This is a genomic window from Pseudomonas kribbensis (assembly GCF_003352185.1).
Taxonomy (GTDB): domain Bacteria; phylum Pseudomonadota; class Gammaproteobacteria; order Pseudomonadales; family Pseudomonadaceae; genus Aquipseudomonas; species Aquipseudomonas kribbensis.
The window spans coordinates 2,288,743-2,315,118 of record NZ_CP029608.1 but is presented as its reverse complement, the minus strand read 5'-3'; the positions used below and the strand labels follow the sequence as shown (position 1 = coordinate 2,315,118).

Genomic DNA, 26,376 nt, shown 5'->3' with positions numbered 1-26,376 from the left:
ATGCTCTTGATTGAGCGGCCCGAGTCTAGTTGAGCGCGATGATCCAGGTTGTTGCGAACTTGTAAGCCTGCGACCTTCAAGTCAAACCTGACGCCTACAAAACCCCTTTTGTCTGATCCAGCCGCTCGCGCAAAAACTCGATCAACGCCTGCACCGGCCGCGATGCCTGGCGATGCTGCGGATACACCGCCGACAGAATCAACGGCTCCGGACGCAAATCATCCAGCACCGGCACCAGCCGTCCGTCCTTCAGCGCAGCCCCGACAATGAACGTCGGCAAGTAGGTAATCCCCATCCCCGCCACCGCCGCATCCCGCAGCAAGTCGCCGTTGTTGACCCGCATCCGTCCGGTGACATTCACCAGTTGCGGCTTGCCCTGCCCCGCATTGAACCTCCACTGCACCGAACGCCCGTGACCGTAAGGCAGGCAATCATGGCTGAGCAGATCCTCCGGTTTGACCGGCGTGCCGCGTTCGGCCAGATACGCCGGACTGGCGCAGTACACCCGCTCGATGGCGGCGATGCGTCGGGCGATCAGGGTCGAGTCTTCCAGCACACCGATGCGCAGCGCCAGGTCATAGCCTTCGCCGAGCAAGTCCACCGGCCGGTCACTCAGATCGACCTCCACCGTCACCTCGCGATAACGCTGCAGGAACAGCGGCAGCAGGCACCCCAGATGCGCCACCGCAAACGACAGCGGCGCGCTCACGCGAATCGTTCCGCGTGGCTCGGCGGTCTGCCCGGCGATGCCCTGCTCCACCTGTTCGACTTCGCTCAATAGCCGCAGCGCCGATTCGTAATAGCTCTGGCCCAGCGGTGTCACGTCCAGACGCCGGGTCGAGCGGTTGAGCAATCGCACGCCGAGGCGCTCCTCCAATTGCATCAACCGACGGCTGACGAACTGCTTGGACAAGCCCAACTGATCGGCCGCCGCCGTGAAGCTGCCGGAGTCCATCACCTGGCAAAAAATACGCATGTCTTCGAACGGGTTCATTGTCACTCTCTGGTTGACAGTTAAACGCTTTATAGCCGCTTTTTCACTTTCCGGCACCTCATTAATCTGTGCTCACGGTGTTGCTGAGGCCTGAAGCCCAGCGCCACAGCAGCCCGATCCCAAGGCATACAAAAACTCAAACGACTTAAAAGGAATTGCACATGAACATCAAGAAAACCCTCGCCGCTTCCCTCCTCGCCCTGTCCATCGGCAACGCATTCGCCGCCGAAGGCACTGGCGTCGAACACAACACCCAGGCCTTCCTCGATGCCCTCGCCGCCGGCGGTGGCAAACCGCTGGAGCAACTGAGCCCGAAAGACGCCCGTGCGGTGCTGACCGGCGCCCAGGCTTCGGTTAAGGTCGACCTGTCCGGCGTTGAAGTCAGCGACAAGGCGATCAAGGTCAATGGCCAGACGATCAACCTGAAAGTGGTGCGCCCGGCCAAGGTCAAGGGCGAGCTGCCGGTGTTCATGTTCTTCCACGGTGGCGGCTGGGTGCTGGGCGACTTCCCGACGCACCAACGCCTGATTCGTGATCTGGTGGTGGGTTCTGGCGCGGTCGCGGTGTACGTCGATTACACACCGTCGCCGGAAGCGCAGTACCCGACCGCGATCAATCAGGCTTACGCCGCGACGAAATGGGTGGCCGAGCACGGCAAGGACATCGGGGTCGACGGCAAGCGTCTGGCGGTGGCCGGCAACAGCGTCGGCGGCAACATGGCGGCGGTCGTGGCACTGATGGCCAAGGAACAGAAAACCCCGGCCCTGCGCTTCCAGTTGCTGATGTGGCCGGTGACCAATGCCGGGTTCGATAACGGCTCGTACCAGCAGTTCGCCGAGGGCCACTTCCTGACCAAGGGCATGATGCAGTGGTTCTGGGACAACTACACCACCAACCCGGCCGAGCGTGCGCAGATCCATGCCTCGCCGCTCAACGCCAGCGCCGAACAGCTCAAGGGGCTGCCCGCCGCGCTGGTGCAGACCGCCGAGTTCGACGTGCTGCGCGACGAAGGCGAAGGCTACGCCCGCCACCTCGACGCCGCCGGTGTACCGGTGACCTCGGTGCGCTACAACGGGATGATTCACGACTTCGGCCTGCTTAATCCGCTCAACGGGATTCCAGAAGTGAAGGCCGCCGTGCGCCAGGCCGCGGCGGAACTGAAGACCCATCTGAACTGAGTCCAGCCACTCGCCACACCTTCGGGTGTGGCGTTTTCTTTTGTGCCCGCCGGAGTTCATTCCATGAGCCTTTTTTCTGCCCACCTGCTGTCCTGGAGTGCCCTGCTGCTGGTGCTCGACGCCCTGCTCTGGCATCTCGTCCCGTTCAAGCATCGCGCGCAACGGGTCGGTGTGCGGCTGGTGCTGTTTCTGGCCTTCAGCGCGCTGATCATCAATGCCGGCGTCAGCCCGTTGCAGGCGCCAGTCTTTGCCGATGATCAGGTGGCACAACTGGGGGCGACGGCGCTGGGGATTTTCTGGTGGCTGTACGCCGCGCGGGCATTGACCGAAGTGATCGGTCTGATCCTGATGCGTCGCATCGGCCACAGCGGCCGTTTGTTGCAGGACGTGATCGGTGCGCTGGTGTTTCTGGCGGCCATCGTCGCGGCGGCCGGTTACGTGCTGGAGCTGCCGGTCAAAGGCCTGCTCGCCACCTCCGGGGTATTTGCCATCGTCGTCGGTCTGGCGCTGCAAAGCACCTTGGCCGACGTGTTCTCGGGCATCGTGCTCAACACCACCAAGCCGTATCAGGTGGACGATTTCGTGGTGATCGACGGCGTCGAAGGCAAGGTGCTCGACATCGACTGGCGCGCCACTCACCTGCTGACCAGCGCCGGCACCCTGGCCGTAGTGCCGAACTCGGTGGCGGCCAAGGCCAAAATCGTCAACCTCAGCCGCCCGAACAACCTGCACGGCGTGTCGATCAGCATCAAGGTGCCGAACCACATCCGCCCGCGCCGGGTACTCGACGCCCTCGACCGCACCTTGCAAGGCAGCAGCAGTCTGTTGCTGTCGCCTGCGCCGAAAGCGCTGTTGAAAGAGGCCGGCGAAGACATGTCGGAATACGTGGCCAGCGGATTCATCGCTGAACTGGGCAAGAAAGGCGAAGTGCGCAATCAACTGTTCGACCTCGCCCACCGCCATCTCGAAGCGGCCGGCATCTCGCGCCACCCGGATGGCGTGATCGAACCCTCGACCCGCGCCCGTGCCTTGCTCGATGAAGTGAAAATCTTCCGCTCGCTGAGCCATGAAGAACGCGATCGCCTCGCTGAATCGATGGTCGCGCAGCAGTACAGCGCCGGGCAGGTGGTGCTCAACCTGGAGGAAGTGCCGGACAGCCTGTTCGTGATCGCCACCGGTGTGGTCAGCGCCAGTGTGCCGGACGGCAATGGTTTCACCGAGGCCGGGCGCATGGGCCCGAGCGAGGTCATGGGCGAACAGAGCATTCTGGCGGATACACCATCGCAGGCGACGTTCACCGCGCTGACGTCTTCGATCATTTATCGCCTCGACAAGAACCTGACCCGCCAGTGCATGGAACAGCGCAGCGAAGTCGGTCAGGCGTTGAACAAGTTGCAGGCGGTAAGGCAGCAGAACAGTCGGCTGGCGTTGATGGCCAAGCCTGTGCCGGTTCGCAGGGGCGGGTTTCTGGGGTGGTTGCAAAAGCGCTGAGCCTTTTCGGCAGACAAAAAAATGCCCGCTCTTCAGCGGGCATTTTTCTTCAAGCAATTACTTGGCAGTGAACTTGGTATAGCTGTTGATCAGGTTGCGATAGTTAGGCAGGCGTTCCGACAGCAGATTCGCCAGGCCTTCCATATCGTTGCGCCAGTCGCCCTGCAGCTCGCACGCCACCGCGAACCAGTTCAGCAGGTGTGCACCGGCGGCCGACATGCGCGCCCAGGCCGCTTGCTGCACGGTGGTGTTGAAGGTGCCGGAAGCGTCGGTCACCACAAACACTTCGAAACCTTCAGCGATGGCCGACAGGGTCGGGAACGCCACGCAAACGTCGGTCACCACACCGGCGATGATCAGTTGCTTGCGGCCGGTGGCCTTGATCGCCTTGACGAAGTCTTCGTTGTCCCAGGCGTTGATCTGGCCAGGGCGGGCGATGAACGGCGCGTCCGGGAATTGTGCTTTCAGCTCCGGCACGATCGGGCCGTTCGGGCCGCTGTCGAAGCTGGTAGTGAGGATGGTTGGCAGCTTGAAGAACTTGGCGATGTCGCCCAGGGCCAGCACGTTGTTCTTGAACTCGTTCGGCGAGAAATCCTGCACCAGCGAGATCAGACCGGTCTGGTGGTCGACCAGCAGCACCACGGCGTCGTCTTTGTTCAGGCGTTTGTAAGGAACGTTGCTCATGTGAAACTCCTCGGGGATGGGTGATGCGGCAAGCGCCGGCCACGAAGACCGACGCCGTTTACGGGATCAGAAAGCGAAACAGGAACAACCGAACGCACCCCAGAAACCGGCGAAATCGCTGACCGGCGCATTCGACATCCGGGCTTTTTCATGGCTGTGGGTATGCACTGCGCACGGGCCGCTGCACTGGTGCACCTGGGCCTGCAATGGCGAATTCGGGCGCCAGTGGCCAGGGACTTTGACCACTGGCGACCAGTCCGGCAGCACCGGCAAGGCACGCGGGCCGAGGTCTTCGAAGTCGCCGGCGGAGTAAACGATCTTGCCGCCGACCACGGTCAGTACCGACTCGATCCACTTGATCGCTTCTTCTTCGACGTGGAAGAAGTCCGCGCTCAGTGCCGCCAGATCCGCCAGTTGCCCGACCTTGATCTGACCCTTCTTGCCCTGCTCGGACGAGAACCAGGCACTGCCGTGGGTGAACAGTTCCAGCGCGGTGGTGCGAGGCAAGCCCTCTTCGTACAGCGCCAGGCCGCCAACGGTGCGACCGCTGACCATCCAGAACAGCGAAGTCCACGGGTTGTAGCTCGATACCCGGGTGGCATCGGTACCCGCGCCGACCGGCACGCCTTCGGCGAGCATGCGTTTGATCGGTGGCGTGGCTTCGGCGGCTTGCTTGCCGTAGCGATCGACGAAGTATTCGCCCTGGAACGCCATGCGATCCTGAATCGCGATGCCGCCGCCCAGCGCCTTCACTCGCTCGATGTTCTGCGGGGTGATGGTTTCGGCGTGGTCGAAGAACCACGGCAAGCCGTTGAACGGGATGTCGCGGTTGACCTTCTCGAACACATCCAGCATGCGGCTGATGGATTCGTTGTAGGTGGCGTGCAGACGGAACGGCCAGCGTTGCTCGACCAGGTGGCGCACCACCGGCTCCAGTTCCTGTTCCATGGTCTGCGGCAGGTCCGGGCGCGGTTCGAGGAAGTCTTCGAAGTCCGCTGCCGAGAACACCAGCATCTCGCCAGCGCCGTTGTGACGCAGGAAGTCATCGCCCTGATGCAACTTGACGCTGCCGGTCCAGTTCTGGAAATCGGTCAGCTCTTCTTTGGGCTTCTGGGTGAACAGGTTGTAGGCGATACGCACGGTCAACTGGTCGTCTTTGGCCAGTTGTTCGATCACCTGATAATCGTCCGGGTAGTTCTGGAAACCACCGCCGGCATCGATGGCGCTGGTCAGGCCGAGGCGATTGAGTTCGCGCATGAATTGACGGGTCGAGTTGACCTGATACTCCAGCGGCAGCTTCGGCCCCTTGGCCAGGGTCGAGTACAGAATCATCGCGTTTGGTCGCGCCACCAGCATGCCGGTCGGATTGCCGTTGGCATCGCGCACGATCTCGCCGCCCGGCGGGTTCGGCGTGTCGCGGGTGTAGCCGGCGACGCGCAATGCGGCGCGGTTGAGCAAGGCGCGGTCATACAGATGCAGGATGAACACCGGGGTATCCGGCGCTGCCTGGTTGATTTCTTCGAGGGTCGGCATGCGTTTTTCGGCGAACTGGAATTCGTTCCAGCCCCCCACCACGCGCACCCATTGCGGGGTTGGCGTACGGTCGGCCTGATCCTTGAGCATGCGCAGCGCATCGGCCAGTGACGGCACACCTTCCCAGCGCAGTTCGAGGTTGTAGTTCAGGCCGCCACGGATCAGGTGCAAGTGCGAGTCGTTGAGGCCGGGAATCACACAGCGGCCCTTGAGATCGACCACCTGGGTGCCGGCACCGCGCAGGGCCATGGCCTGCGTATCGTTGCCGACGACGACAAAGCGTCCGTCCTTGATCGCCACGGCACTGGCGAGAGGTTTTTCGCGGTCTACCGTATGAAATTGGCCATTGAACAGAATCAGATCGGCGTTCATCGCAGTTCCTTCGAGATAAGTGAAACGAAGTCCATACCCGCCGGCTCAGCGCGGCGGATTGGCATTGGATTCCAGGTGTTCATGGGACTGACTGGCCGCCAGCCATGGCGCGAACAGACGAGTCGCGGCCGGCATGCACACGTAGACCACCGACACCACGATGGTCAGGGTGATCAGGAACGTGGCGACCACATAGTTGGAGAGAAACCCGTTGAGTTTGAGCAACGGCCCCCAGATCAAGGGCACCAGCAAGGTGTGTGGCAGGATCACGAAAAGTGAGACCACCGCCTGCTTCCAGCGTGGTGGTGGCGTGGCGGCGTCGACCAGCGGGGTGAACCAGAACTCGTTGGCCGCATTGACCTCGGTCTGGTCGCCGTCGGCGAGCATCGGCGCCGCTTCTTCGATCAGCTTCTGACGCTGCGGCGAATCGAGCCAGCGCTGCATCGCTTCGGTCGAGCAATAACGCAGCACGCAGGTGAACAGTGCGAGGCCACCCTGTTTGCTGCGCATCACGTCCACGCCCAGGTGCCCTTCTTCACGCCCCGCCACGCTGACGATATTGCGCAGCCAGGCTTCGTAGGGCTGTTCAAACCCGGCCTTGACCCGGTGCTTGACGATCAGCGTCACGGTTTCTTCGGTTCCCGGTTTTCTCAGGGACTGGGTATCAGACATAACGGAGCACTCCGGGCAAACGGGCATTGAGCGCCAGCCGTCCGGGCCCGGCGATCAGAACAGTGGTGAACAGGATCAACAGCAACCAGCCGAACTGCCCTTCGGCCACACTCCATTGCGGATGCACGAGCAGCAGCGCCACCAGCAGCACAAACAGAATAGGCAAGCACGCCAATCTCACCAGTAACCCGGCGACGATCAGCAGTGGGCAGAGGACTTCGGCGAAGATCGCCAGAATCAACGTGAGGTGGGTGCCGAGGTGAAACGGGTCTTCAATCAGCTGCAGCTGCGCAGTGAAGTCCAGCAGCTTGGGCAAGCCATGGACGAACAGCAGAAACAACCCGCCGGTCACCCGCAGGAACAGCAGGCCGAGGTCTTGCGCCTGGCCATTGCGTTGTACAGCGTTCATGGGCCCATCCTTGATCAATCATTGCAGGCAATGGTGCAACGATTGATCAAGGGGAAATTGGATGAGTGTGCTCTCTTTGCAAGAACACACAGAACGCACGAACGACACAAATGATTGTGGGAGCGAGCTTGTTCGCTCCCACAGGGTTATGAGGCGATGAACTAATTGCGATTCAGGTCTTGTCAGGTCGGAATATCCAGCGACACCGACATGAACTGACTGATCCGCGAGCGCAGCCATTTCTCCGCCGGATCGTTGTCATGCACCCCGCTCCACGCCATCGACAATTGCGCCGCATCGATCGGAAACGGTGGATCCTCGGCCCGCAACGCACAACCTTCAACCAATGCACACGCAGCGTAATCCGGCACGGTGGCGATCATCTCGGTGCCTGCGAGCAGTGCGCGCAAGCCACTGAACTGCGGCACCCCGAGCACCACGCGGCGACTGCGGCCGACCTTGGCCAGGTCCACGTCGATGTTGCCGCTCAGATCCCCCGAGAACGACACCATTGCATGAGGCCGCTCGCAGTATTCGTCGAGGGTCAGAGGGCCCGGACGGTCATCGCCGCGCAGAACCTTGCAGGGAATATCGCGCAGTTTCTTGCGCTTGGCGTTGGCCGGCAGATCGGTGGTGTAGCTCACGCCGACGGAGATTTCCCCGGACGCCAGCAACGTCGGCATCAATAGATAGTTGGCTCGGCGCACCACAACCACGATCCCCGGCGCCTCTTCCTGCAACTGGCGCAATAGCGGTGGAAACAGACCGAACTCGGCGTCATCCGACAGGCCGATGCGGAACACGTCGCAACTGGTGGCTGGGTCGAATTCCTTGGCCCGGCTGACCGCGCCGGAAATCACGTCCATCGCCGGTTGCAGCTCCTGAAGAATCGCCAGCGCCCGTGCCGTCGGTTCCATGCCGCGACCGTTGCGCAGCAGCAGCGGATCGTCGAACAGATCGCGCAGGCGGCCCAGCGCCGCGCTCACCGCCGGTTGGCCCATGAACAGTTTTTCGGCGACGCGGGTCAGGTTCTTTTCGAACATCAGGGCTTCGAAAATCACCAGCAGGTTCATGTCGACGCGGCGCAGATCGTTTCGGTTCATGGGCGTGTTTTCCTTTTGGGCCAGGCGCAAGTGCTACGCACTTTACTTGATCGGCGACCTTTCGAAATCAGCTTTGGCGGCGGAATTAACAACGTTTAACTCGTCAGCTTTCGCCCCTCGCCAAACAATGAATCCCTCTGCGCAGCGTTGTTTTATTGACCTGAGGGAAAGCGCTGACCGTGCCTTCCCCCCTCGACACGGACATTGGCCATGGCTCACTCACAGCAAACCGTCGCCCTCGCCCCTGCCAGCGAACCCCGCAAAACCAGCACCGGCGGCCTCAGCCCGCAGCGCGAGCGGCTGGTGAAACAACTCATCCTCGAACGCCTCGGCGACAGCCTTGAAGTGACCGAACTGGCGAGCGCCTGCTCACTCTCTCGCAGTCACTTTTCCCGGGCGTTCAAGTGCAGCACCGGGCTCTCGCCACAAGACTGGATTCGCACCCAGCGGATCGCCCGGGCCAAGCTGTTGATCCAGCACACCAACCACAGCCTGACGCAGATCAGCCTCGAATGCGGCTTCTGCGATCAGGCACACTTCTGCCACATCTTCACCCGCAGCGAAGGGATCAATCCGTTTGCATGGCGGTGTCAGGTCATGAAAAACCGCTGAGGCGGTTTCATTCCCGAGCCATCCGCTGAGCCAGTCGGGCCACCCGTTCGCCCAGGTGTGCGGCGGTCAACTGGTCTTCCAGCGGAGGTGCCTGTTCGGGCGGTTGTTCGACCGAGGATTGGGACATGGCGCCAAGGGAACTGCCGAGGCGATTCAACTGGCCGTCGAAAACACCTTCGCGTGCACGCGCCGGCAACAGATCGAGCCCGACCCAGATCATCGAATGCTGGGCCGCAAACACCGCCATTTGCAGCAGGGTGTTGAGCTTGTCACCACACAGGCTGCCGGAATTGGTGAAACCCGCCGCGAGTTTGTTGCGCCACGGTCGGGCGAGGTAGAACGAGGCCGTGGATTCCATGAACTGCTTGAATGCCGCCGAAGCGCTGCCCATATAGGTCGGCGCGCCGAAGATGATGGCGTCGGCGCGGTGCAGGTCATCCCAGCGGGTTTCCACGTCTTCCACCGCCAGCAACAGGCAAGTGCTGCCCACGTGGCGCTCCACACCTTGGGCCACAGCCTGGGCCATGACGCGGGTGTGCCCGTAGCCACTGTGATAGACCACCACTACCTTGCTCATCGCAGCGCCCTCCGGACGTATGCATTCCATTGCCTTGGAGTTTTGGCTCTAGCGCGGGCGCGGACGAGTTAATCGTTGTTAATTTTTCCCGGCTGTCGGGCGGGCCGGCACAGGTTTCGGCCTTTGAATACAGTGGTAATGGCATTGGATGCCGACCGATGTCCAAACGGCAGGATTTCACGCCCGTTGCGCTGGCATCAAATCCTGAGGAATATGCTCGGATACTGCGGGTTAGACAGCTTGCGTGACCCTCAAGTCTCTATCCGCCCTGCCCGTCACAGGTTCTTCACCACGACAGCGCAGGATTACAAAAACATCGCAGGAGTGAGCGGTTGAGTCTTTCCCCGAATCAGGCCATCGGTTTCGGCCCCTATCGGATCCACCCCGGCCAGCGGCTGGTGCTTGAAGGCGACCAGCCTTTGCGCCTGGGTCGGCGCGCCATGGACATTCTGCTGATCCTGCTGGCCAATGCCGGCGAGGTGGTGAGCAAGCAGCAATTGATCGCCGGAGTCTGGCCGGACAGCGTGGTGGAAGACATCAATCTGCGGGTACACATGGCGGCGCTGCGCAAGGCCCTCGGCGACGGTCAGGCCGGGCAGCGCTACATCGTCACGGTGGCGCAACGCGGATACAGTTTCGTCGCGCCGGTCCTGCTGCAATCCATCGAACAGCGCCCCGCCGCCGCCAACCTGGGCCGACACAACCTGCCGCTGCGCCGCACGCGGATGATCGGGCGCCAGTCGGTGGTCGACAGCCTGATGACGCAACTGCCGCGTCAGCGCTGCATCACCCTGGTCGGCCCCGGCGGCATCGGCAAGACCACCGTGGCCCTGCGTGTCGCCGAACAATTGATCGGCCGCTATCGCGACGGTATTCGTCTGCTGGATCTGGCGCCGCTCAACGATCCGGGCTCGATCTGCTCGCACCTCGCCGCCCTGCTGGACCTTTCGCTGCATGACAGCGAGCCGATGGCCTGTCTGATCAACAGCCTGCGCGAGCGGCAGCTGCTGTTGGTGATCGATAACTGCGAGCACTTGATCGACGCCGTGGCGCTGCTTAGCGAAAGCATTCTGCGCGGCGCGCCGCAGGTGCACATTCTGGCCACCAGCCGCGAAAGCCTGCGCGCCGAGGGCGAGTACGTACAACGCTTGGAGTCCCTCGACTGCCCGCCGCCGATTGCGGTGCTCGATCGTGATCAGGCGATGGGGTTTTCCGCACTGCAACTGTTCGTCGAACGGGCAATGGCCGCCCACGAACACTTCGAGCCGGGCAATGCCGACCTGCCCTTGATCATCGAAATCTGTCGGCGGCTGGATGGCATCCCGCTGGCGCTGGAACTGGCGGCCGCGCAGGTGGCGAGCCTTGGGCTGGACGGTTTGCTGAGTCAGCTTCAGGGGCGCTTGCCGACCGGCAATCAGACTCATCTCGGTCGGCATGAAACCCTGCGGGCCACGCTGGACTGGAGCTTCAACCTGCTCAACGACTGCGAACAGACCGGCCTGCGCCGACTGGGTGTGTTTCGTGGTGCGTTCACGCTGGAATCTGCGGCGGCGGTCATCGTGGGTCAGCATATCGAGCCGGGCGAAGTGTTCGCCTCGATCACGCAACTGGTCGCCAAGTCGCTGCTCAACGTCGAGGTCGGCGATGAGGAGGTGTTCTATCGCCTGCTCGATACCACCCGCCGTTATGCCCTGGAAAAACTCGAACGGGCCACCGAACTTGGCGACACCCGTGAACGTCATGCCGAACGCTGCCTGGCACTGATGCATCAGGCACAGGCCGATTGGGAGAACACACCGACCGCCGTCTGGATCGAGCGCTACGCCCGAGGCCTCGAAGACTTGCGGGCGGCGCTGGAGTGGACACTGAACAATGAAGGCTCGCGCCCTCTTGGCGTGCGGCTGACGGCGACGTCGGCGCCGTTGTGGCAGGAGTTGTCCCTGCTCAAGGAGTACGGCGTGCATGTGCGCCGGGCACTTGAATTGCTGGAGTCCTCCGTAGAATCTTGCCCACGGCTGGAAATCGCCTTGAAACTGGCCCTCGGCAGCGCCTGCTATCACACCTGGGGCGGCACGCCGGAAACCATTGAAGCCTTTGTCAGCGCCCGACGGCTGGCGCAACAGTACGACGACATGGCCGGGCAATTGCGCGCCGTGTCGGGACACATGGCGGTCAACCTCAGTTGCGGCCATTACCGGATGGCGCTGGAGCAAAGCGAACAATTCGAAAGCCTCGGCCTGCATGGCGATGCGCAGTTGTCCTTGAGTACCCATCGTTTGCGGGTGCTGGCGTTGCATTACGCCGGTGATCAGCATCAGGCGCGGATCCACGCCGAACAGGTGATCCAGCGCATGGCCCACAGCGGCCACCTCAACCGCTTCACCCACGGCTTCGGCGTGCAATACGATCAGAGCGTCGCCTCGCTGACTGTCCTCGCCCGGGTGTTATGGCTGCAAGGTTTTCCCGAGCAGGCCTGGCGCACCGCACGGCAGGCACTGGATATCGCGGTGCAGATCAACCATGGCACCTCGATCTGCTACACCCTGGCCCTCGCCTCGTGCCTGATCGCCCATTACAACGGCGACGTGCAGAACGCCCGCGCACTGCTGCAACTGTTGCTCGAACAGGCGCAGAAGCATTCGGTGCTGCTGTTCTACACGTGGGCGCGGCACTATGCGCAAGTGATCGACGCCGATAGAGCCCCCGCCATCCCGCCTGCGGATAGCGGTCTGGTCAGGGAAATCATGGTCACGCTGGATCCGGGTTTCGTTGATGACGCCTTGCTGGAACGGGCCCAGAGCGGCGCGGCCGGCTGGAGCACGGCGGAGATTTTGCGGGCCCGGGCCGAGCGAATGCTGGCCGCTGAATCGCCCTGTCATCATTCGGCCGAAAGCGCCCTGCAGCAGTCCCTTGCGATTGCGCGGACGCAAGGCGCCCTGGCCTGGGAACTGCGCAGTGCGACGTCGCTGGCCCAGTTGTGGCAACGCCAGTCGCGCTATGGTGAGGCGCTTGAATTGCTGACACCGATCTACCAGCGCTTCACCGAAGGCTACGCCACCCCCGACTTGCGCAAAGTGCGTTTACTGCTCGACGAATTGCGCGGTCAGTCTACCGCTTGAGGCTGGCCGGGTGCGGCCCTGGTAACGCGCGTGCCGACGCTCGACATCATTCAGTTCGCCGCCCTGTTCCAGCCGTTCGCGGGCATAGCGGCGCGTGGTGTTGAGCATTCGATAGCGCAGTGTTCCGCTGGATCGATCCGTTGTCAGTAACGATTTGGCCGCCAGCTGTTCAACCACTGACACCAGCATCGAAGGTGGCAGTTGAGCGCAACTGATCACGCCGATGGCGGCATCCAGGGTGAATGCCATCTTGAACACCGACAAGCGTTGCAGCACACGCTGTTCCTGCTTGCTCAAGCGCTGATAGCTCCAGTCCAGTGCGGCGCACATCGACTGATGGCGTGGCACGGCGGTCCGGCGGCCGTGACTCAAGACTTGCAGACCGTGGTCCAGTTGAGACTGCAACCCGACCAATGCCAGTGCATCGATCTGCGCCGCTGCCAGTTCGATCGCCAGCGGCAGGCCGTCGAGCCGGCGACAGATATCGCGCACGGTTTCCAGATCCTGCTCACGCAAATGGAAACCGTGCTGACGCGCACGGGCACGACTGACAAACAGCTGCACCGCCGAATAACCCATGACCTCGTCGACGCTGTTGAGCGCCGAGGTTTTAGGAGTGGTGAGCGGCGGCAGTGGCTGCAGGACTTCCAGACCAAGACGCAACGGCTCGCGGCAGGTGGCCAGGATCGACAGACGGGGCGCGGCGTCGAGCAGATTTTGCAGCAGGCTCCGGCAGGCTTCGTGCAGGTGCTCGCAGTTGTCCAGCACCAGCAAGGCGTGGCGCGCTGACAATGTGGGGAAATCGATGTCGAGGGTTTTCAGCAGATGATCGAGAAGCGGGATGTCTTTGTCGATCAGCGACAGGTCCACCTGCCACACGCCGTCACGAAAATGTTGCAGCAGCAGTTCCGCTGCGCGCAGTGCCACGGTGCTTTTGCCGACGCCGGCAGGCCCCGTCACCGTTATCAGTCGGGACAGCGGCAGTTGCCGCACCAGACCGCCGACCAGTGAATCACGACCCGTAACAGGGGTCAGCCGTGCGGGCAGATTATGCTGTGGCACTTGCAGGCTTTCGAACACCACTTGCGCGACGCTGTCACCCTGCACCGGCGCAACGAAGCTGTACCCGCATTGCGGCACGTTGACGATGTAGCGCTGTCCGTTCTCGCCATCGCCGAGGGCCCGACGCAACGCCGCGATGTGCACCCGCAGATTGATCTCTTCGACCACCGAGTTCGGCCACACCAGCGCGATCAATTGCTCTTTGCTGACTACCCGCCCGGCGCGCTCGACCAGCACTTGCAGAATGTCCAGCGCACGGCCGCCCATGCGCAGTTGCCGATCCCCTTCGAGGATCAGCCGTTGGCGCAAGTGGAACGCGTACGGTCCGAAACGCAGGACCGACGCCGAGCTCAATTCGTCGAGGCTGTTCATGTCCGTTATCTTGGCAGGCCTCGATGACGGTACAACCACCACACGGGGCCCGGCACGGACATCCGGATGCCCGTAACGGACAAAACCGCTCTAGCTGAACTGTTCGCGGTACTGGGCCGGGGTCAGCCCGAGTTTTTCGCCGAACAGAAAACGCATATGCCGCACACTGCCGAAACCGCTTTTGTAGGCCACGGTCTTCAACGGCAGATCGCTGGTCTCCAGCAGATTGCGCGCGCAATCGATGCGTGCACTCTGCAGGAATTCCATGGGCGTCATGTTGACCTCGCGAGCGAATACCCGGGCGAAATGGCGAGCGCTCATGTTCGCAAGGCCTGCCATACGTTCGATGGTGAAGCTTTCTTCAAGGTGTTCCAGAACGTGATTCTGTACCCGGGTAATGGGTGTTTCCTGAGGCGAAACCGCCGCCATCAACGGACTGAATTGCGCCTGCCCGCCCTGACGCTTCATCACCACCAGCAGCACTTTGGCCACGTCCTGAGCGAGCTTCTTGCCATGATCGCGAGCCACCACTGCCAACGCCAGATCGATACCGGCGGTGACGCCGCCAGAGGTGATCAGGTTGCGGTCCTCGACAAAGATCTGGTCGGTGGCGACATCCGCCTTCGGAAAGCCTTTGATCAAACGCTCTGTGTAATTCCAGTGGGTGGTCACGCGGTAGCCGTCGAGCAATCCGGCGTAACCCAGTACAAAAGCCCCCGTGCAAATCGAGCCGTAGCGCTCGGCACGACCCACCGCGCCTTGCAGCCAGGCCAGCAGCGGCGGACATTTTTCGTTGTAGGCTCCGGGGCCGCCCGGCACCAGCAGCAGGTCATAGCGATCACCGGCTTCGTCGATATGCCGGTCGGTATGCACCAGCACGCCGTTGGAAGCACGCAGCGGCCCGCTCTCAGTCCCCAGGAGCGTCAGTTGATAGTGGTCTTCCGGCTTCAGGTATCGGTTGGCAACCGAAAACACTTCCAGCGGCCCGGCCATATCGAGCAGTAGAAACTCGGGAAACAACACCATTGCCACGGTTTTCATGAGCAGACATCACTGAAATCAATGAACGGTTATAAGTTGCCGCATTATGGCCAAGTACAACGCAAACGTAGAAAAAGAATGCGTGAACTGACGCACATTACTGTCAACCCTGAGGGGACAGTGTTTCAGTTTTCACCTACTTATTGCACGCCAGCATAAACATTAACCTTCTCCTCACTCGGACGAATCAACGTCCTGAAAGGAGATTTCATCATGCTGACCCTTCGCAAAGCTTCCGACCGTGGTCTGGCCAATCATGGCTGGTTGAAGTCGTTCCACACCTTTTCTTTCGCCAGCTATCGCGACCCGCGTGAACAGGGTTTCTCCGACCTGCTGGTGATCAACGATGACCGCGTCGCCGCTGGCAAAGGCTTCGGTCAGCACCCGCACCGCGACATGGAGATTTTCTCCTATGTGCTCGAAGGCGCGCTGGAACACAAGGACACCCTCGGCACCGGTTCGGTCATCCGCCCTGGAGACGTGCAACTGATGAGCGCCGGCAGTGGCGTGGCCCACAGTGAGTTCAACCACTCGGCGACCAAGCCTGTGCACTTCCTGCAAATCTGGATCGTGCCGGACGTGAGCGGCGCAAAACCGCGATATCAACAGGAGCACTTCAGCGAACAGAAAAAACGCGGTCGCCTGCAATTGATCATCTCGCCCGAAGGCAGCCACGGCTCACTCAAAGTTCGCCAGGATGCACGGGTGTATGCCGGACTGTTTGATGGCCAGGAAAGCGCCACACTCGAACTGCCTGCAAACCGCTATGCCTATGTGCACGTTGCTCGCGGCAGTATTGAACTGAACGGCGTTCAACTGAAGGAAGGCGATGGCGTACGGGTTCGCGAAGAACAGGCTCTGACCCTGAGCAATGGCCAGGATGCCGAAGTACTGGTGTTTGATCTGCGGCCACAGGAGTTGCCGGAAATGCCATGAAGCAGTCTGGTTTTCTTCGCGCACAAAAAACGGCCTTCGTTGAAGGCCGTTTTTCATTCTGCGGACAAGGTCGTCGAAACCACCGGTACGGGATTTCCAGCCTCCTTCACTGACTGGACCATTGCCAGGGTTGTCTGCATCGTCACAAGCACATTTGACTGATTCGCGTAGTAGGAGCCTACAAGAATGGCAACCATCCCCAGAAAATGAACGGTAGTCGCTGCCCAGTAGTTCGCCTTGATTGTCGAGACCATTCTCATTGACTCGTCCAATCGCTCCATAGCCCGATCCGAGCGAGCCGCCATGGACGCATAACGCGCATCACGCTCAAGGTGAGCCTTTTCTTGCTCCAGACGGAGTTTCTCCTGTGACTTCTCGCGCTCCTGCCAGGCCTTTCTGGATTCTTCTTCTCTTTCCAGTCGAGCTTTTTCCCTCTCCTGCCGAATCTCCTCCAGATGCCGCTCCCTGGCCAGACGCACTTCTTCCTGAGCCTCCTCTCGCTTCAGCCAATCTTCTTGCCGAGCCTTCTCTTCCTTCAGCCATTCCGCTTGTCGAGCCTTCTCGTCCTTCCGCCAATCCTCTTGCCGAGCCTTCTCGTCCTTCCGCCAATCCTCTTGCCGAGTCTTTTCTCGCTCCAGCCGCACATTTTCCTGGATGCACTCCTGCTCCAGCCGTGCCCTGTCTCGCTCGGCCTGCTCGATGAGAAACCCGTCGATTTTCGCGGACATCGATTCGATCCGTGCATCGATTCTGGTCTCGATGATCTCGATTCTGGCGCTGAATTCGTCTCGCGTTATGTAGTTCATAGATTCCGCACTGTCCGTTTGCCCGACCATGCCACCTGTTTGAAATTGGCTGAATTCCCTTGCAATCAACTCCACACCTCTGACGTTTATCAATACTTCCCTGATTGATGACCCTGGAGTGCTTTGCCTGCTCGCCCAAGGTTTGAGAAACGATAGAACTCGGGCAAAAAACTGACAAGACAGCGGATTCTGGCGCGGATGTAGGCAATGTCGCCGGGTTACGTAGCCGTCCTACACGGTCTGAATGAGCTATGCATTTTCCAGCGCAAACGCCTCGACAATCTGCTCGATCACGGCCCTCACCCGCGCTGTATGGCGCAAATCCGCATGGGTCACCAGCCACACCTCATAGGGAAGCGGGCGCGTGCGCTCCGGCCAGAGCCTGACCAGGCCATCGCGCTCTCCCATGTATACCGGGATTTCTCCTACACCCAGACCAGCCGCAATCGAGCGTCGTATCAACAGGCTGGAGTTCAGACTTGCGACAATACGCCCGCGATTCACCGGGTCGCCTGCCAGGGTGATCTCCCTGTTGCCTTGCAGGTACGGTTGGTACACCACCAGATCGTGCCCTTCGAACGCGGTGCCCGGCGTTGGCACGCCATGGACATCCACATAGGCCCGGGATGCGAACAACCCCACCGGCCAGCGCGCCAGGCGTCGGGCGATCAGGTCAGGGTTTTCCGGTCGGGCGTTGCGTACGGCAATGTCAGCCTCGCGCTTGGCCAGGTTGAGCATCTGCGTGGAAGCGTCCAGCTGTACACGCACATCAGGGTGATGCTCATGCAAACGCGCGATGGCCGGGATCAGGAAGTCGATGGCCAGCGAATCGGTGGTGCTGACCCGCACGTTTCCGGTCAGGCGATCATCCAGGCCCTGGATCTGCCGCTCCAGCTCCAGCGCCGAGTGCTCCATTTTCTCGACTGCCTTGAGGGCGGCTTCGCCCATTGCAGTCAGTGCATATCCCTCGGAAGTCCGCAGGAACAACGTGGCATTCAGCGACTTTTCCAGTGCCGCAATACGCCGCCCGACCGTGGCCTGGTCTACCCTCAATACTCGCGCGGCACCGCGTAATGTCGACTCGCGGCAGACCGCCAGAAACACCCGTGCATCATCCCAATTCATACAGTCCTCACACGATGCAAAATCGCATCACCAGCAAGCAAATTCGCTGCATTTATGCAGCCAAGATAGCCGATATGCTGGATGTCATGAACCTTTCACGGGGCCAAACGCCCCAAAGCACGACAGGAACCGACATGTCTTTGCCTACCGAAATGACCCGAATCGAGATAACCGAACCTGGTGCTCCCGACGTTCTGCAACCACGTCGTGTGCCGTTGCCGGTCGTCGCGCAGGGCGAGTTGCTGATCCGCGTGCACGCTGCCGGCATCAACCGGCCGGACGCCTTGCAGCGCGCGGGCAAATACCCGATGAGACCCGGCATGAACCCGATTCCCGGCCTGGAAGTGGCTGGAGAAGTGGTGGCGCTGGGTGCTGGTGTCAGCACTTTTGCCGTGGGCGACAAGGTTTGCGCGCTGACCAATGGTGGAGGTTATGCCGAATACTGCACGGTTCCGGCGGGCCAGACTCTGCCGATCCCCGACGGAATGGATTGGGTCAAGGCTGCGGCGATCCCCGAAACCTTTTTCACGGTATGGGCCAACCTGTTCGGTCTCGGTGGTGCCAGCCGTGGCCAACGTGTGTTGATTCACGGTGGCACCAGTGGCATCGGAACTACCGCACTGATGCTGTGCCGCGAGTTCGGCATCGAAGCCTTCGCCACCGCCGGCAGCGCCGACAAATGTGAGGCGATCCGTGCATTGGGCGGTGAGCCGATCAACTATCGCGAGCAGGATTTCGCGGCCGTGATTGCCGAGAAAACCAACGGTCAGGGCGTCAATGTGATCCTCGACATCATGGGCGGCTCGTATCTGAACGCCAACCTCGGCGCCCTGGCAATGGATGGCCGTGTGGTGATGTTGGGTTTCCTTGGCGGTGCCCGTGCCAACGATGTCGACCTGCTGACCATTCTCGGCAAACGCGCCGTGGTCACCGGTTCCTTGTTGCGCGCTCGCACTTCCGCGGAAAAAGCGGCCATCGCCGATCAATTACGCGAGCATGTCTGGCCGGTATTGGCCGCCGGGCGTTGCCTGCCGATCATCGACAAGGTTTACCCGCTCACCGACGCGGCCCGGGCCCACGCGCACATGGAGGCAGGCGATCACATCGGCAAAATCGTGCTCAACGTGGCATGAGTCACAGCATCGTTTTGTAAAGATTGCTGGCGGGCGACGGTCGAAATTGTCACGCGGGAATCAAGGCTTCTGGTAAAAAGCCTTCTTTGTCCGTGCTGTGGTGAAACCGTCCATGTTCCTTGCCTTCATGACCCGACTCCGACGCCGTCGACTGGCGTTCGCTTGCATGGCCGCCTTGATCATCGGCCTGCCGACGAGTTGCGCCGTACTGGAGCACACCGAACGCAAGCTGCTGTTTCGCATCGAACCGGGCACAGCCGGCTGGTATCACGGTTTGCCCGGCAGCGTTCAGGAACTGGATCTGAAGCCCAAAAGCTTCAAGGCCGGGCAAAACATTCATGCCTGGTGGTGGCCGGCGGAACGGGCCAATGCCCCGGCCATCCTCTACCTGCATGGAGTGCGCTGGAACCTGACCGGGCAACTGTTCCGCATCGAACAGCTGCGCGCGGCGGGTTATTCGGTATTGGCCATCGATTATCGTGGTTTTGGCCAGAGTCATGGTGACTTGCCGTCAGAAAGCACCGTGTACGAGGATGCACGGGTAGCCTGGGAACGCTTCCAGCAACTTCAACCCGACCCGGGCAAACGCCTGATCTATGGACATTCCCTCGGCGGTGCCGTCGCCATCGACCTCGCCGCCGAACTGGGCCGGGACGCCGCCAGAAACCATACGCCGCTGCCGGTCCGGGGCCTGGTGATCGAGTCCACCTTCACGTCACTGGCCGATGTCGCCGCGGCGGTGGCCAACACGTCCCTGCCCGTTCGCTGGTTGCTGTCGCAGAAGTTCGACTCCATCGACAAGATTGCCGACATCCATATGCCGTTGCTGGTGGTGCACGGTCTGGCCGATGCGTTTGTGCCGTCACGCTTCAGCGAGCAACTGTTCGCGGCCGCCAGCCAACCCAAGCGATTGCTATTGGTGCCCGGCGGGACGCACAACAACAGCATGGCATTGGGCGGACAAAACTATCGCAAGGCGATAGATGCCTTGATGCAAACCAAACCTGCCCCACGCGTCGCACGCGCAACGTTGTTGCAAGGCGCGCGCGACTCCTGAAAACAGAGACCATCGGTCATTTCGACGTAAATAATTGCCGCACTGACTGGCATTTCTTCGATCCAAGGCTTTGCTGGATGGAGTCAATCCATGACGCAGCCTCGGCACACCCGGCCGCGCTGCGTTTCACTGCCTGTTCGGGAGCACCACCATGAAAATCAACCCGTACCTGATCTTCAATGGCGACTGCCGTGCCGCCTTCACGTTTTACGAGCAATGCCTGCAAGGCAAGCTCGAGGCGATGATGACGTTCGGCGAAACCCCTGCCGCTGAGCACGTGCCGAAAGAGCACCACAACCTGATCATTCATACCTGCCTGAAGGTGGGTGACCAGATGATCATGGCTTCGGATACCACGCCCGACCGCCCGACCCAAGGCATGAGCGGTTGCTCTGTTTCCCTGAACGTGGACACCGTCGCCGAAGCTGAAAGAGTCTTCAATGCCCTGGCCAAGGACGGTCGGGTGGACATGCCACTGGAGGCCACTTTCTGGGCCGCGCGTTTCGGCATGCTGGTGGATCGTTTTGGCGTGTCGTGGATGGTCAATTGCGAAAGCGGCAAGTGAAGCAGCCATTGCACCAGACATGAAAAAGCCCGACCTCTTCAGGTCGGGCTTTGTGTTTATCGCTGAGCCAGTTCATGTCTCACGCACTGTTCGTAATAGGTCTGCTTGACGGCTGCGGGCTTGAGACGCGAGGTACTGTTGTAGGTTTGCTCCGTGATGCCCATCGCGGTCATGCGCATCCACGGCTGCTGAAACTTGCGCACCTGCAAGCGCTTGCGGGCGCCATAAAGGGAAATCCCCGACAGCTTCGACTGCTGCGCGCCGGCCGCGATGTCCGAACCCCAGGTACAAGCAAAACGATGGCTCTTGCTCAGTTCCCTCCCCTGGGCACTCAGCGCGAAAAGAGCCAGGGAAAGCGTTGCAACGGTGATGACAGTCGTCCGCATATGGCCAGCCTAACCTTTTGAAAAAAGGCGATTTTGCCGGTGCCGGAGAGATTCGGGGGCCAGCAGTTTGCCGCCTATTGGTCCCGGGTGCTGACTTCGATCCTCAATTGATCGGCGCCTTCTTCGAGACATGCGATGGAGACTGGCAAAAAACGCTCGATCACGGCGATGTTGCTGTGCAAATGCTCGGTCATCCCGGGGGTCGTAAACGAGCCCGATCCGGCCAGCGCCATCGGCAACAACAGTTGATCGGCCAGATGCTCGGCCACTGCTGCGCCACTGCGCAGCCAAGCGTCTGCCTGATTGATCGCAACGTCCGCAACGGCCTCTGCGCGCAGTGAAGCCTGGCCAAACGCGCTGAATACTTCCGTGACGTGCTCAAACGCGTACTCCAGCAACAACACGTTACCCGGCCCGCAATCCGGATCAAGACTGATGGCATTCATCGCTGCTGGCCGCACATCCAAACGCCGGGCCACACGGTCAAGCTCACGTCTGGCTATGTCCGATGCGAGCCCTGCCGTCAGCGCAAACGCCTTTTGCGAAAGAGCCGAGCCTCGATCACACACATGCAACGCTGACAGTTTCGACGGTTGCACCGTGACCTCGATTTCGCCGCCACCTGCCGGAACGAACCCATGACGCAGCAGCTCCAGATCAATCTCGGCGCCCATGCGTCGCATCAACGGTAACCAGCTGCGGGTGAGGAAATCGGTCGGCGGCGCCAACGGATTATGGGTGCCACCGCTGATCCATACCCGACTGGCTTGCGGTGCCCGTAACAATGCGGGCAGCAAGGTCTGCAATACCAGTGTGCAACTGCCGGCAGTCCCAATGGCAAAGCGGTATTCGCCGCCGCGAATCGGCCCGGGCTCGAAGCTCAACGCCTGCGAACCCAACTCTGCGCCTTGAGTCCTTGCACCACAGACCTGCGCCGCCGCCATCACGGCGGTCAGGTGCTGTCGTAACAACCCTGGACGGCTGCGTTTGGCACGAATACGCTCAATGCGAAATGGCCGCCCCGTCACCATCGACAGGCTCAAGGCGCTGCGCAACACCTGGCCACCGCCGATAGCGCCGTCCAGTTCAATCACGTCCTGTTTCATTTTCTTCCTTATGCGTACAACCCGACGGTTTCTCTGAGGTATTGATCGAGCTGACTGGAGTCCTCCCGGGTTCTGGGCAATGTTCGCACTTCGCGCTCGAGCTCCCTGGCGATGAAGTCATGCAACGCCGGACGACGAGGACCGTAGGCGCTTTCATCGGCATTGCGTTTGAGCGCCAGCAGCTCGTCGACCTCTTCGAGCAACGCCCGGTCATCGACAGTGCTCAGCAGGTCTGCGAACGTCATCGGTGGCCGGCCACGCCCCTGGTCGATCCAGCGCACGGCCAGCAGAGGCCGCAATACGTAGAAGTATTTCTTGAACCTCACGCTGTCGCCCTGCAAATAGCCACGGAAGTTCTTCTTTGCCATCGACAGGTAGTGATTGCGCGCGGCCGGCGGGCTGTAGAACGCCTCGGCGAGCGTCCGCAGTTGAGAAACCGCCGACGTTTCGCTGCGGTACACCAGCGGAGAGTCCAGCCACTCCAACAATGTCGGATTGGACTTTCGCAACAGCCCGAGGGTTTTGCGCAGCTCCCAGCCGCTCACATCAAGTTCATCATCCAGCGGCCGCTCGATCACGTCCCGTGGTGCATCGACCTGGACGAACCACTCGGGTTTCTCCACATAAACGAAGCGCACGTCGTAATCGCTGTCGGTCGAGGCAAATCCCCAGGCCCGACTGCCCGATTCACAGGCATACAACACCGTGACATTTCGCTCGCGCTCTATACGCGCCAGCTCTTCCAGCACCCGCGCGCGCATGGCGCTGCACAACGGGTGACGTTCTTCGAATTTCATGTCCTTCAATCCTTGTTCCAGCGTGCCTTGCGGCACGCGCTATCCCTTGACGCACACCACCTGACGCAAGGTGTGCAGCACTTCCACCAGCTCGCGCTGGGCGTGCATGACTTTGTCGATGTCCTTGTAGGCCATCGGAATTTCATCGATCACTGCAGCATCCTTGCGGCACTCAACGTGCGCAGTGGCACGGATCTGATCCTCGACCGTGAAGGTGTTTTTCGCTCGGGTACGACTCATGGTCCGGCCGGCACCGTGGCTGCAGGAGCAGAACGACTCCTCGTTGCCCAAGCCGCGAACAATGAAGCTCTTGGCGCCCATTGAGCCGGGAATGATCCCCAACTCACCCTTCTTCGCCGATACCGCACCTTTGCGGGTGACCAGAATGTCTTCGCCGAAATGCCGCTCTTTCTGCACGTAGTTGTGATGGCAGTTCACCGCCTCCAGCGCTACCTCGAACGGCTTGCGGATAATCTGCCGCGTGGCCTGAATCACGGCCTGCATCATCAACGCGCGGTTCTGCCTGGCGAAGTCCTGGGCCCAGCCCACCGCCTCCACGTAATCATCAAAGTGCTGGCTGCCTTCTTCGAAGTAGGCCAGGTCACGGTCCGGCAGATTGGCGATGTGCTGACGCATATCCGCCTGTGCCATCTGGATGAACAGGTTGCCGATGGCGTTGCCGACACCCCGCGAGCCGCTGTGCAACATGAACCAGACCCGGTTGGCCTCATCCAGACACACTTCGATGAAATGGTTGCCGCTGCCCAGTGTTCCCAAGTGTCCACGGTTGTTGGTGTTGACCAGTTTCGGGTACTTGTCGGTGATTGCCTTGAACCGTGGATGCAGCGCCGCCCAAGCCTGATCGGCCTCCTTCGGGATCTCGTCCCAGGCGCCCTTGTCTCGCCGCGACCGGGTCGAACTGCGGCCATGAGGCACCGCCTGTTCGATCGCACTGCGCAGACCGTGCAGGTTGTCCGGCAGATCGGCAGCGGTCAGCGAAGTCCGCGCGGCAATCATGCCGCAGCCGATATCGACCCCGACCGCCGCCGGAATGATCGCGCCCACGGTGGGAATCACGCTGCCAATGGTCGAGCCCTTGCCCAGGTGGACATCCGGCATTACGGCGAGATGCTTGAAGATGAAGGGCATCTTCGCCGTGTTCATCAGTTGCTCGCGAGCTTCGTTTTCCACCGGGACGCCTTCGGTCCAGAGCTTGATCGGCTTGCCGTTGGCAACTTCCAGCAGTTGGTACGTGTTTTCTTTCATCATCTCGATTCTTTATTGTCTGGCCGATGATTCGGCGCTGTTACACAGCCTTCGGCGACAAGGTCGGGTGAAACATGCAGCGCGCTCTACCGCTGAGCTACGACCCTTCGGTCGACGGGATTCGAACCCGTGCCCACGCTGTCCTGTAGTTCCACCGGCATTCGCCGGGCAAATTCGAAAAAGGTGGCACGACAAAGGTTGATGACTGTTGCGCGTCGCCGCGCACCGGGGTGAGCCGGCCTCAGATGTACAGCCATCGGCATTCGTGCCGTCACGCGCACTGACAAGGGTTTGATGAGACGTCTTGGATGTAGTCCCACCGGCATTCAGTGCCCGTGACAAATCAATTATTCAGCTTCATTCCATACGTTCGATCGCTTCGACCCAGTGCTGCGGGCCGTACCGGCCGGCGGTGAATTGTTCGATCACATCAAACACCGCATCACTGAAGCCGCCGACATTCAGGATGTCGCCGCGATCCGCCGCCGGAGTCGCCCAACCCGGCTGCAGGTCGATACAGATCAGGCGTGCCTGCGGGTTGAGCCGCTTTATCCGCTCCCATTGCAGCATCGTTTCGCTCGCCCCTCGACGTCGCGCATCGATCCAGGATTCGTTGTCCGACACCATGATCAGCGTATCGACCCTGGCCTTGCTGTCTGCCAGTTTTTTCAGCGGCGCCGAGCAGCAGGTTCCGCCACCGAATATGCCCGCAAGCTTTTCGGCATTGCTGATCACACTGTCCCGCGGGTTGAGCGTGATATCCACCACGTCGACCTCGAACGGCATCACTCGCGCGGCTGGCTGTTTGCGCAACACCGCTGCCGTGATCAACGCCGCCACATCGATGCAGCGCACCGTCGTGGTCGCGCCCTGTCGGTAACCGGTCAGCGGGCTGCCCATCGACCCGGAGACGTCCGGGCAGACCACCACCGCGCCTTCAAGCTTCGGCACATTGGCCAACGACAACTCAAGTGCATCTTGCAGCGCCTCACGTATTGGCGCCGGAACATCATCACCAACCATTCGGTACGCCGTCAGCAACTGGTACGGATACACCCGCGCCTTGGCGACTGCTTCGGGATCCGCCAATCGCGCAGCCACGTATTCAGCGCAGCCCGGAACTTCAAAAGCACCATGGCGCGCCAGGGTGTTGAGGTTGATGCGAAGTCCCTGCCAACCCATGTTTTGCGCTTGAGCGGCCCATTGCTCCTTGCTCAGGGTTTCGTTGCCGAGCAATTGAAAAGGCACCTCGGGTACTCGATCACTTGCACCGCTGCGAAACGCCAGCAGATCGCGGGTCAGTTCCGGCAGCGTTTGTACGTCCACCGGTTTGCCTATCAGCCAGGCGAAGAACGCTTCGCGCCAGACTTCGGACGGTTTGGGGTGAACCATTTTCACCACATCCGCCAACGAGGGCTGATTGCCGATCGATGCTTGCAGCAGTTGTCGCTCGGTCGCGCGGTTCAGCCAGTCCTGAACCAGTCGCTTGGGCTGCGAGCCCAGGGATTTTCGCCCGGTCGCACCACTGCGCAGGATCTGTACGAAGTTGCGCAGCATCTTGCCACTGTCCACGATCTCCCCGAACACCTCCGGTACCAATACCGAACGCTGGGCGGTCAGCGCCGCCAGCAACAAGGCCGGCATGTCTTTCATATGGCCTTTCTGGCGGGCGTATATCGCAGCGTTGGCCACAAAGCGGCTGTCCAGTTCGGCCACCAGTTTCAACACCTGATCCAGCTGGTTTTCCGCCGTTGCGTAAAAGGTCTGGTTCAGACAACCGGTCACTGCCAACTGGGCCAGTTGATGCTTGGGCGTATAGGCATAAGCTCCGGCTCCCGAAGCATTCACGGTATCGCACGCCGGCAGGTTGTTCGATTGTGTGTTGAAGAGATTCAAGTTGGCCATCGTGGCGTCTCGCTGTGTTGTCCTGTTCGTTGCGAGAGATATTGCAGCAGCCGTGCCAGATTTTAAAAAATCATC

At 60.9% G+C, this 26,376-nt stretch carries 24 protein-coding genes; 8 read left to right on the top strand and 16 right to left on the bottom strand.

Translation table 11 applies throughout. The features are described from left to right. Nucleotides 1-94: 94 nt before the first annotated feature. Nucleotides 95-994: a LysR family transcriptional regulator gene (locus tag DLD99_RS10695; protein ID WP_114882153.1), complete on the bottom strand. Its 900-nt coding sequence runs from the start codon at nt 992-994 to the stop codon at nt 95-97. 161 nt (nt 995-1,155) lie between these two features. Between DLD99_RS10695 and DLD99_RS10690 the strand changes: the two genes are divergently transcribed. After that, nucleotides 1,156-2,172 (top strand): alpha/beta hydrolase, encoded by a 1,017-nt coding sequence (locus tag DLD99_RS10690; RefSeq protein ID WP_114882152.1) that lies wholly within the window; start codon nt 1,156-1,158, stop codon nt 2,170-2,172. A 63-nt stretch (nt 2,173-2,235) separates the two neighbouring features. Continuing rightward, nucleotides 2,236-3,663: a mechanosensitive ion channel family protein gene (locus DLD99_RS10685; protein ID WP_114882151.1), complete on the top strand. Its 1,428-nt coding sequence runs from the start codon at nt 2,236-2,238 to the stop codon at nt 3,661-3,663. 57 nt (nt 3,664-3,720) lie between these two features. Here the strand turns inward: DLD99_RS10685 and ycaC are convergent, their stop codons facing one another. From ycaC to DLD99_RS10660, 5 genes are all read right to left on the bottom strand, one after another. Further along, nucleotides 3,721-4,347: an isochorismate family cysteine hydrolase YcaC gene (ycaC, locus tag DLD99_RS10680; RefSeq protein ID WP_085733252.1), complete on the bottom strand. Its 627-nt coding sequence runs from the start codon at nt 4,345-4,347 to the stop codon at nt 3,721-3,723. Nucleotides 4,348-4,413: 66 nt separating this feature from the next. Beyond that, nucleotides 4,414-6,252, bottom strand: a complete 1,839-nt coding sequence (locus DLD99_RS10675) for an amidohydrolase (protein ID WP_114882150.1) — start codon at nt 6,250-6,252, stop codon at nt 4,414-4,416. 45 nt (nt 6,253-6,297) lie between these two features. Beyond that, nucleotides 6,298-6,924: an antibiotic biosynthesis monooxygenase gene (locus DLD99_RS10670; protein WP_114882149.1), complete on the bottom strand. Its 627-nt coding sequence runs from the start codon at nt 6,922-6,924 to the stop codon at nt 6,298-6,300. Continuing rightward, on the bottom strand, nt 6,917-7,333 hold the full coding sequence (locus DLD99_RS10665; RefSeq protein WP_114882148.1) for a DoxX family protein: 417 nt from the start codon (nt 7,331-7,333) through the stop codon (nt 6,917-6,919). Before DLD99_RS10665 ends, DLD99_RS10670 begins: the two co-directional genes overlap by 8 nt. Nucleotides 7,334-7,515: 182 nt before the next feature. After that, complete coding sequence (locus DLD99_RS10660) at nt 7,516-8,436, bottom strand: LysR family transcriptional regulator (RefSeq protein ID WP_114882147.1); 921 nt, start codon at nt 8,434-8,436, stop codon at nt 7,516-7,518. 210 nt (nt 8,437-8,646) lie between these two features. Between DLD99_RS10660 and DLD99_RS10655 the strand changes: the two genes are divergently transcribed. Beyond that, a complete protein-coding gene (locus DLD99_RS10655; RefSeq protein WP_085712050.1) occupies nt 8,647-9,048 on the top strand; it encodes a helix-turn-helix domain-containing protein in 402 nt (133 codons plus the stop codon). Between the two features lie 7 nt (nt 9,049-9,055). Here the strand turns inward: DLD99_RS10655 and DLD99_RS10650 are convergent, their stop codons facing one another. Then, the gene (locus DLD99_RS10650; RefSeq protein WP_114882146.1) at nt 9,056-9,625 is read right to left on the bottom strand and encodes a flavodoxin family protein; all 570 of its coding nucleotides are present in this window, start codon (nt 9,623-9,625) and stop codon (nt 9,056-9,058) included. A gap of 332 nt (nt 9,626-9,957) precedes the next feature. Here DLD99_RS10650 and DLD99_RS10645 point away from each other — a divergent pair, with 332 nt between their 5' ends. Continuing rightward, the gene (locus DLD99_RS10645) at nt 9,958-12,744 is read left to right on the top strand and encodes an ATP-binding protein (RefSeq protein ID WP_114882145.1); all 2,787 of its coding nucleotides are present in this window, start codon (nt 9,958-9,960) and stop codon (nt 12,742-12,744) included. Here the strand turns inward: DLD99_RS10645 and DLD99_RS10640 are convergent. After that, the gene (locus DLD99_RS10640; protein ID WP_114882144.1) at nt 12,706-14,178 is read right to left on the bottom strand and encodes an ATP-binding protein; all 1,473 of its coding nucleotides are present in this window, start codon (nt 14,176-14,178) and stop codon (nt 12,706-12,708) included. The two genes, DLD99_RS10645 and DLD99_RS10640, sit on opposite strands and share 39 nt — an antisense overlap. Nucleotides 14,179-14,268: 90 nt before the next feature. After that, nucleotides 14,269-15,219, bottom strand: coding sequence for a GlxA family transcriptional regulator (locus DLD99_RS10635; RefSeq protein ID WP_114882143.1), 951 nt, complete (start codon nt 15,217-15,219; stop codon nt 14,269-14,271). 213 nt (nt 15,220-15,432) lie between these two features. Between DLD99_RS10635 and DLD99_RS10630 the strand changes: the two genes are divergently transcribed. Beyond that, a complete protein-coding gene (locus DLD99_RS10630; RefSeq protein WP_114882142.1) occupies nt 15,433-16,155 on the top strand; it encodes a pirin family protein in 723 nt (240 codons plus the stop codon). Nucleotides 16,156-16,208: 53 nt separating this feature from the next. Here the strand turns inward: DLD99_RS10630 and DLD99_RS10625 are convergent, their stop codons facing one another. After that, entirely contained in the window at nt 16,209-17,036 is an 828-nt protein-coding gene (locus DLD99_RS10625; protein WP_162803471.1) for a hypothetical protein, read from the bottom strand. A gap of 174 nt (nt 17,037-17,210) precedes the next feature. After that, nucleotides 17,211-18,086: a LysR family transcriptional regulator gene (locus tag DLD99_RS10620; RefSeq protein ID WP_114882140.1), complete on the bottom strand. Its 876-nt coding sequence runs from the start codon at nt 18,084-18,086 to the stop codon at nt 17,211-17,213. A 134-nt stretch (nt 18,087-18,220) separates the two neighbouring features. Between DLD99_RS10620 and DLD99_RS10615 the strand changes: the two genes are divergently transcribed. The 3 genes from DLD99_RS10615 (at nt 18,221) to DLD99_RS10605 (ending at nt 20,841) form a co-directional block, all read left to right on the top strand. Continuing rightward, nucleotides 18,221-19,219 (top strand): NAD(P)H-quinone oxidoreductase, encoded by a 999-nt coding sequence (locus DLD99_RS10615; protein WP_114882139.1) that lies wholly within the window; start codon nt 18,221-18,223, stop codon nt 19,217-19,219. A gap of 112 nt (nt 19,220-19,331) precedes the next feature. Next, nucleotides 19,332-20,276 carry an alpha/beta hydrolase gene (locus DLD99_RS10610; protein WP_114882138.1) on the top strand — a complete coding sequence of 315 codons (945 nt, stop codon included), beginning with the start codon at nt 19,332-19,334 and terminating at the stop codon, nt 20,274-20,276. A 151-nt stretch (nt 20,277-20,427) separates the two neighbouring features. Next, a complete protein-coding gene (locus DLD99_RS10605) occupies nt 20,428-20,841 on the top strand; it encodes a VOC family protein (protein ID WP_114882137.1) in 414 nt (137 codons plus the stop codon). 56 nt (nt 20,842-20,897) lie between these two features. Here the strand turns inward: DLD99_RS10605 and DLD99_RS10600 are convergent, their stop codons facing one another. From DLD99_RS10600 to DLD99_RS10580, 5 genes are all read right to left on the bottom strand, one after another. Beyond that, on the bottom strand, nt 20,898-21,227 hold the full coding sequence (locus tag DLD99_RS10600; RefSeq protein WP_114882136.1) for a hypothetical protein: 330 nt from the start codon (nt 21,225-21,227) through the stop codon (nt 20,898-20,900). Nucleotides 21,228-21,301: 74 nt separating this feature from the next. After that, nucleotides 21,302-22,333, bottom strand: coding sequence for an RNA 3'-terminal phosphate cyclase (rtcA, locus tag DLD99_RS10595; protein WP_114882135.1), 1,032 nt, complete (start codon nt 22,331-22,333; stop codon nt 21,302-21,304). An 8-nt stretch (nt 22,334-22,341) separates the two neighbouring features. Beyond that, nucleotides 22,342-23,130 (bottom strand): nucleotidyltransferase domain-containing protein, encoded by a 789-nt coding sequence (locus DLD99_RS10590; RefSeq protein WP_114882134.1) that lies wholly within the window; start codon nt 23,128-23,130, stop codon nt 22,342-22,344. A gap of 39 nt (nt 23,131-23,169) precedes the next feature. Then, the gene (locus DLD99_RS10585) at nt 23,170-24,396 is read right to left on the bottom strand and encodes an RtcB family protein (protein ID WP_114886638.1); all 1,227 of its coding nucleotides are present in this window, start codon (nt 24,394-24,396) and stop codon (nt 23,170-23,172) included. A gap of 357 nt (nt 24,397-24,753) precedes the next feature. Next, complete coding sequence (locus tag DLD99_RS10580; RefSeq protein WP_114882133.1) at nt 24,754-26,301, bottom strand: vWA domain-containing protein; 1,548 nt, start codon at nt 26,299-26,301, stop codon at nt 24,754-24,756. Nucleotides 26,302-26,376 lie beyond the last annotated feature (75 nt).

Coding starts and splice junctions, on each gene's coding strand:
- DLD99_RS10695 (WP_114882153.1), bottom strand. CDS start 994: ATGAACCCGTTCGAAGACATGCGTATTTTTTGCCAGGTGATGGACTCC.
- DLD99_RS10690 (WP_114882152.1), top strand. CDS start 1,156: ATGAACATCAAGAAAACCCTCGCCGCTTCCCTCCTCGCCCTGTCCATC.
- DLD99_RS10685 (WP_114882151.1), top strand. CDS start 2,236: ATGAGCCTTTTTTCTGCCCACCTGCTGTCCTGGAGTGCCCTGCTGCTG.
- ycaC (WP_085733252.1), bottom strand. CDS start 4,347: ATGAGCAACGTTCCTTACAAACGCCTGAACAAAGACGACGCCGTGGTG.
- DLD99_RS10675 (WP_114882150.1), bottom strand. CDS start 6,252: ATGAACGCCGATCTGATTCTGTTCAATGGCCAATTTCATACGGTAGAC.
- DLD99_RS10670 (WP_114882149.1), bottom strand. CDS start 6,924: ATGTCTGATACCCAGTCCCTGAGAAAACCGGGAACCGAAGAAACCGTG.
- DLD99_RS10665 (WP_114882148.1), bottom strand. CDS start 7,333: ATGAACGCTGTACAACGCAATGGCCAGGCGCAAGACCTCGGCCTGCTG.
- DLD99_RS10660 (WP_114882147.1), bottom strand. CDS start 8,436: ATGAACCGAAACGATCTGCGCCGCGTCGACATGAACCTGCTGGTGATT.
- DLD99_RS10655 (WP_085712050.1), top strand. CDS start 8,647: ATGGCTCACTCACAGCAAACCGTCGCCCTCGCCCCTGCCAGCGAACCC.
- DLD99_RS10650 (WP_114882146.1), bottom strand. CDS start 9,625: ATGAGCAAGGTAGTGGTGGTCTATCACAGTGGCTACGGGCACACCCGC.
- DLD99_RS10640 (WP_114882144.1), bottom strand. CDS start 14,178: ATGAACAGCCTCGACGAATTGAGCTCGGCGTCGGTCCTGCGTTTCGGA.
- DLD99_RS10635 (WP_114882143.1), bottom strand. CDS start 15,219: ATGAAAACCGTGGCAATGGTGTTGTTTCCCGAGTTTCTACTGCTCGAT.
- DLD99_RS10630 (WP_114882142.1), top strand. CDS start 15,433: ATGCTGACCCTTCGCAAAGCTTCCGACCGTGGTCTGGCCAATCATGGC.
- DLD99_RS10620 (WP_114882140.1), bottom strand. CDS start 18,086: ATGAATTGGGATGATGCACGGGTGTTTCTGGCGGTCTGCCGCGAGTCG.
- DLD99_RS10615 (WP_114882139.1), top strand. CDS start 18,221: ATGTCTTTGCCTACCGAAATGACCCGAATCGAGATAACCGAACCTGGT.
- DLD99_RS10610 (WP_114882138.1), top strand. CDS start 19,332: ATGTTCCTTGCCTTCATGACCCGACTCCGACGCCGTCGACTGGCGTTC.
- DLD99_RS10605 (WP_114882137.1), top strand. CDS start 20,428: ATGAAAATCAACCCGTACCTGATCTTCAATGGCGACTGCCGTGCCGCC.
- DLD99_RS10600 (WP_114882136.1), bottom strand. CDS start 21,227: ATGCGGACGACTGTCATCACCGTTGCAACGCTTTCCCTGGCTCTTTTC.
- rtcA (WP_114882135.1), bottom strand. CDS start 22,333: ATGAAACAGGACGTGATTGAACTGGACGGCGCTATCGGCGGTGGCCAG.
- DLD99_RS10590 (WP_114882134.1), bottom strand. CDS start 23,130: ATGAAATTCGAAGAACGTCACCCGTTGTGCAGCGCCATGCGCGCGCGG.
- DLD99_RS10585 (WP_114886638.1), bottom strand. CDS start 24,396: ATGAAAGAAAACACGTACCAACTGCTGGAAGTTGCCAACGGCAAGCCG.
- DLD99_RS10580 (WP_114882133.1), bottom strand. CDS start 26,301: ATGGCCAACTTGAATCTCTTCAACACACAATCGAACAACCTGCCGGCG.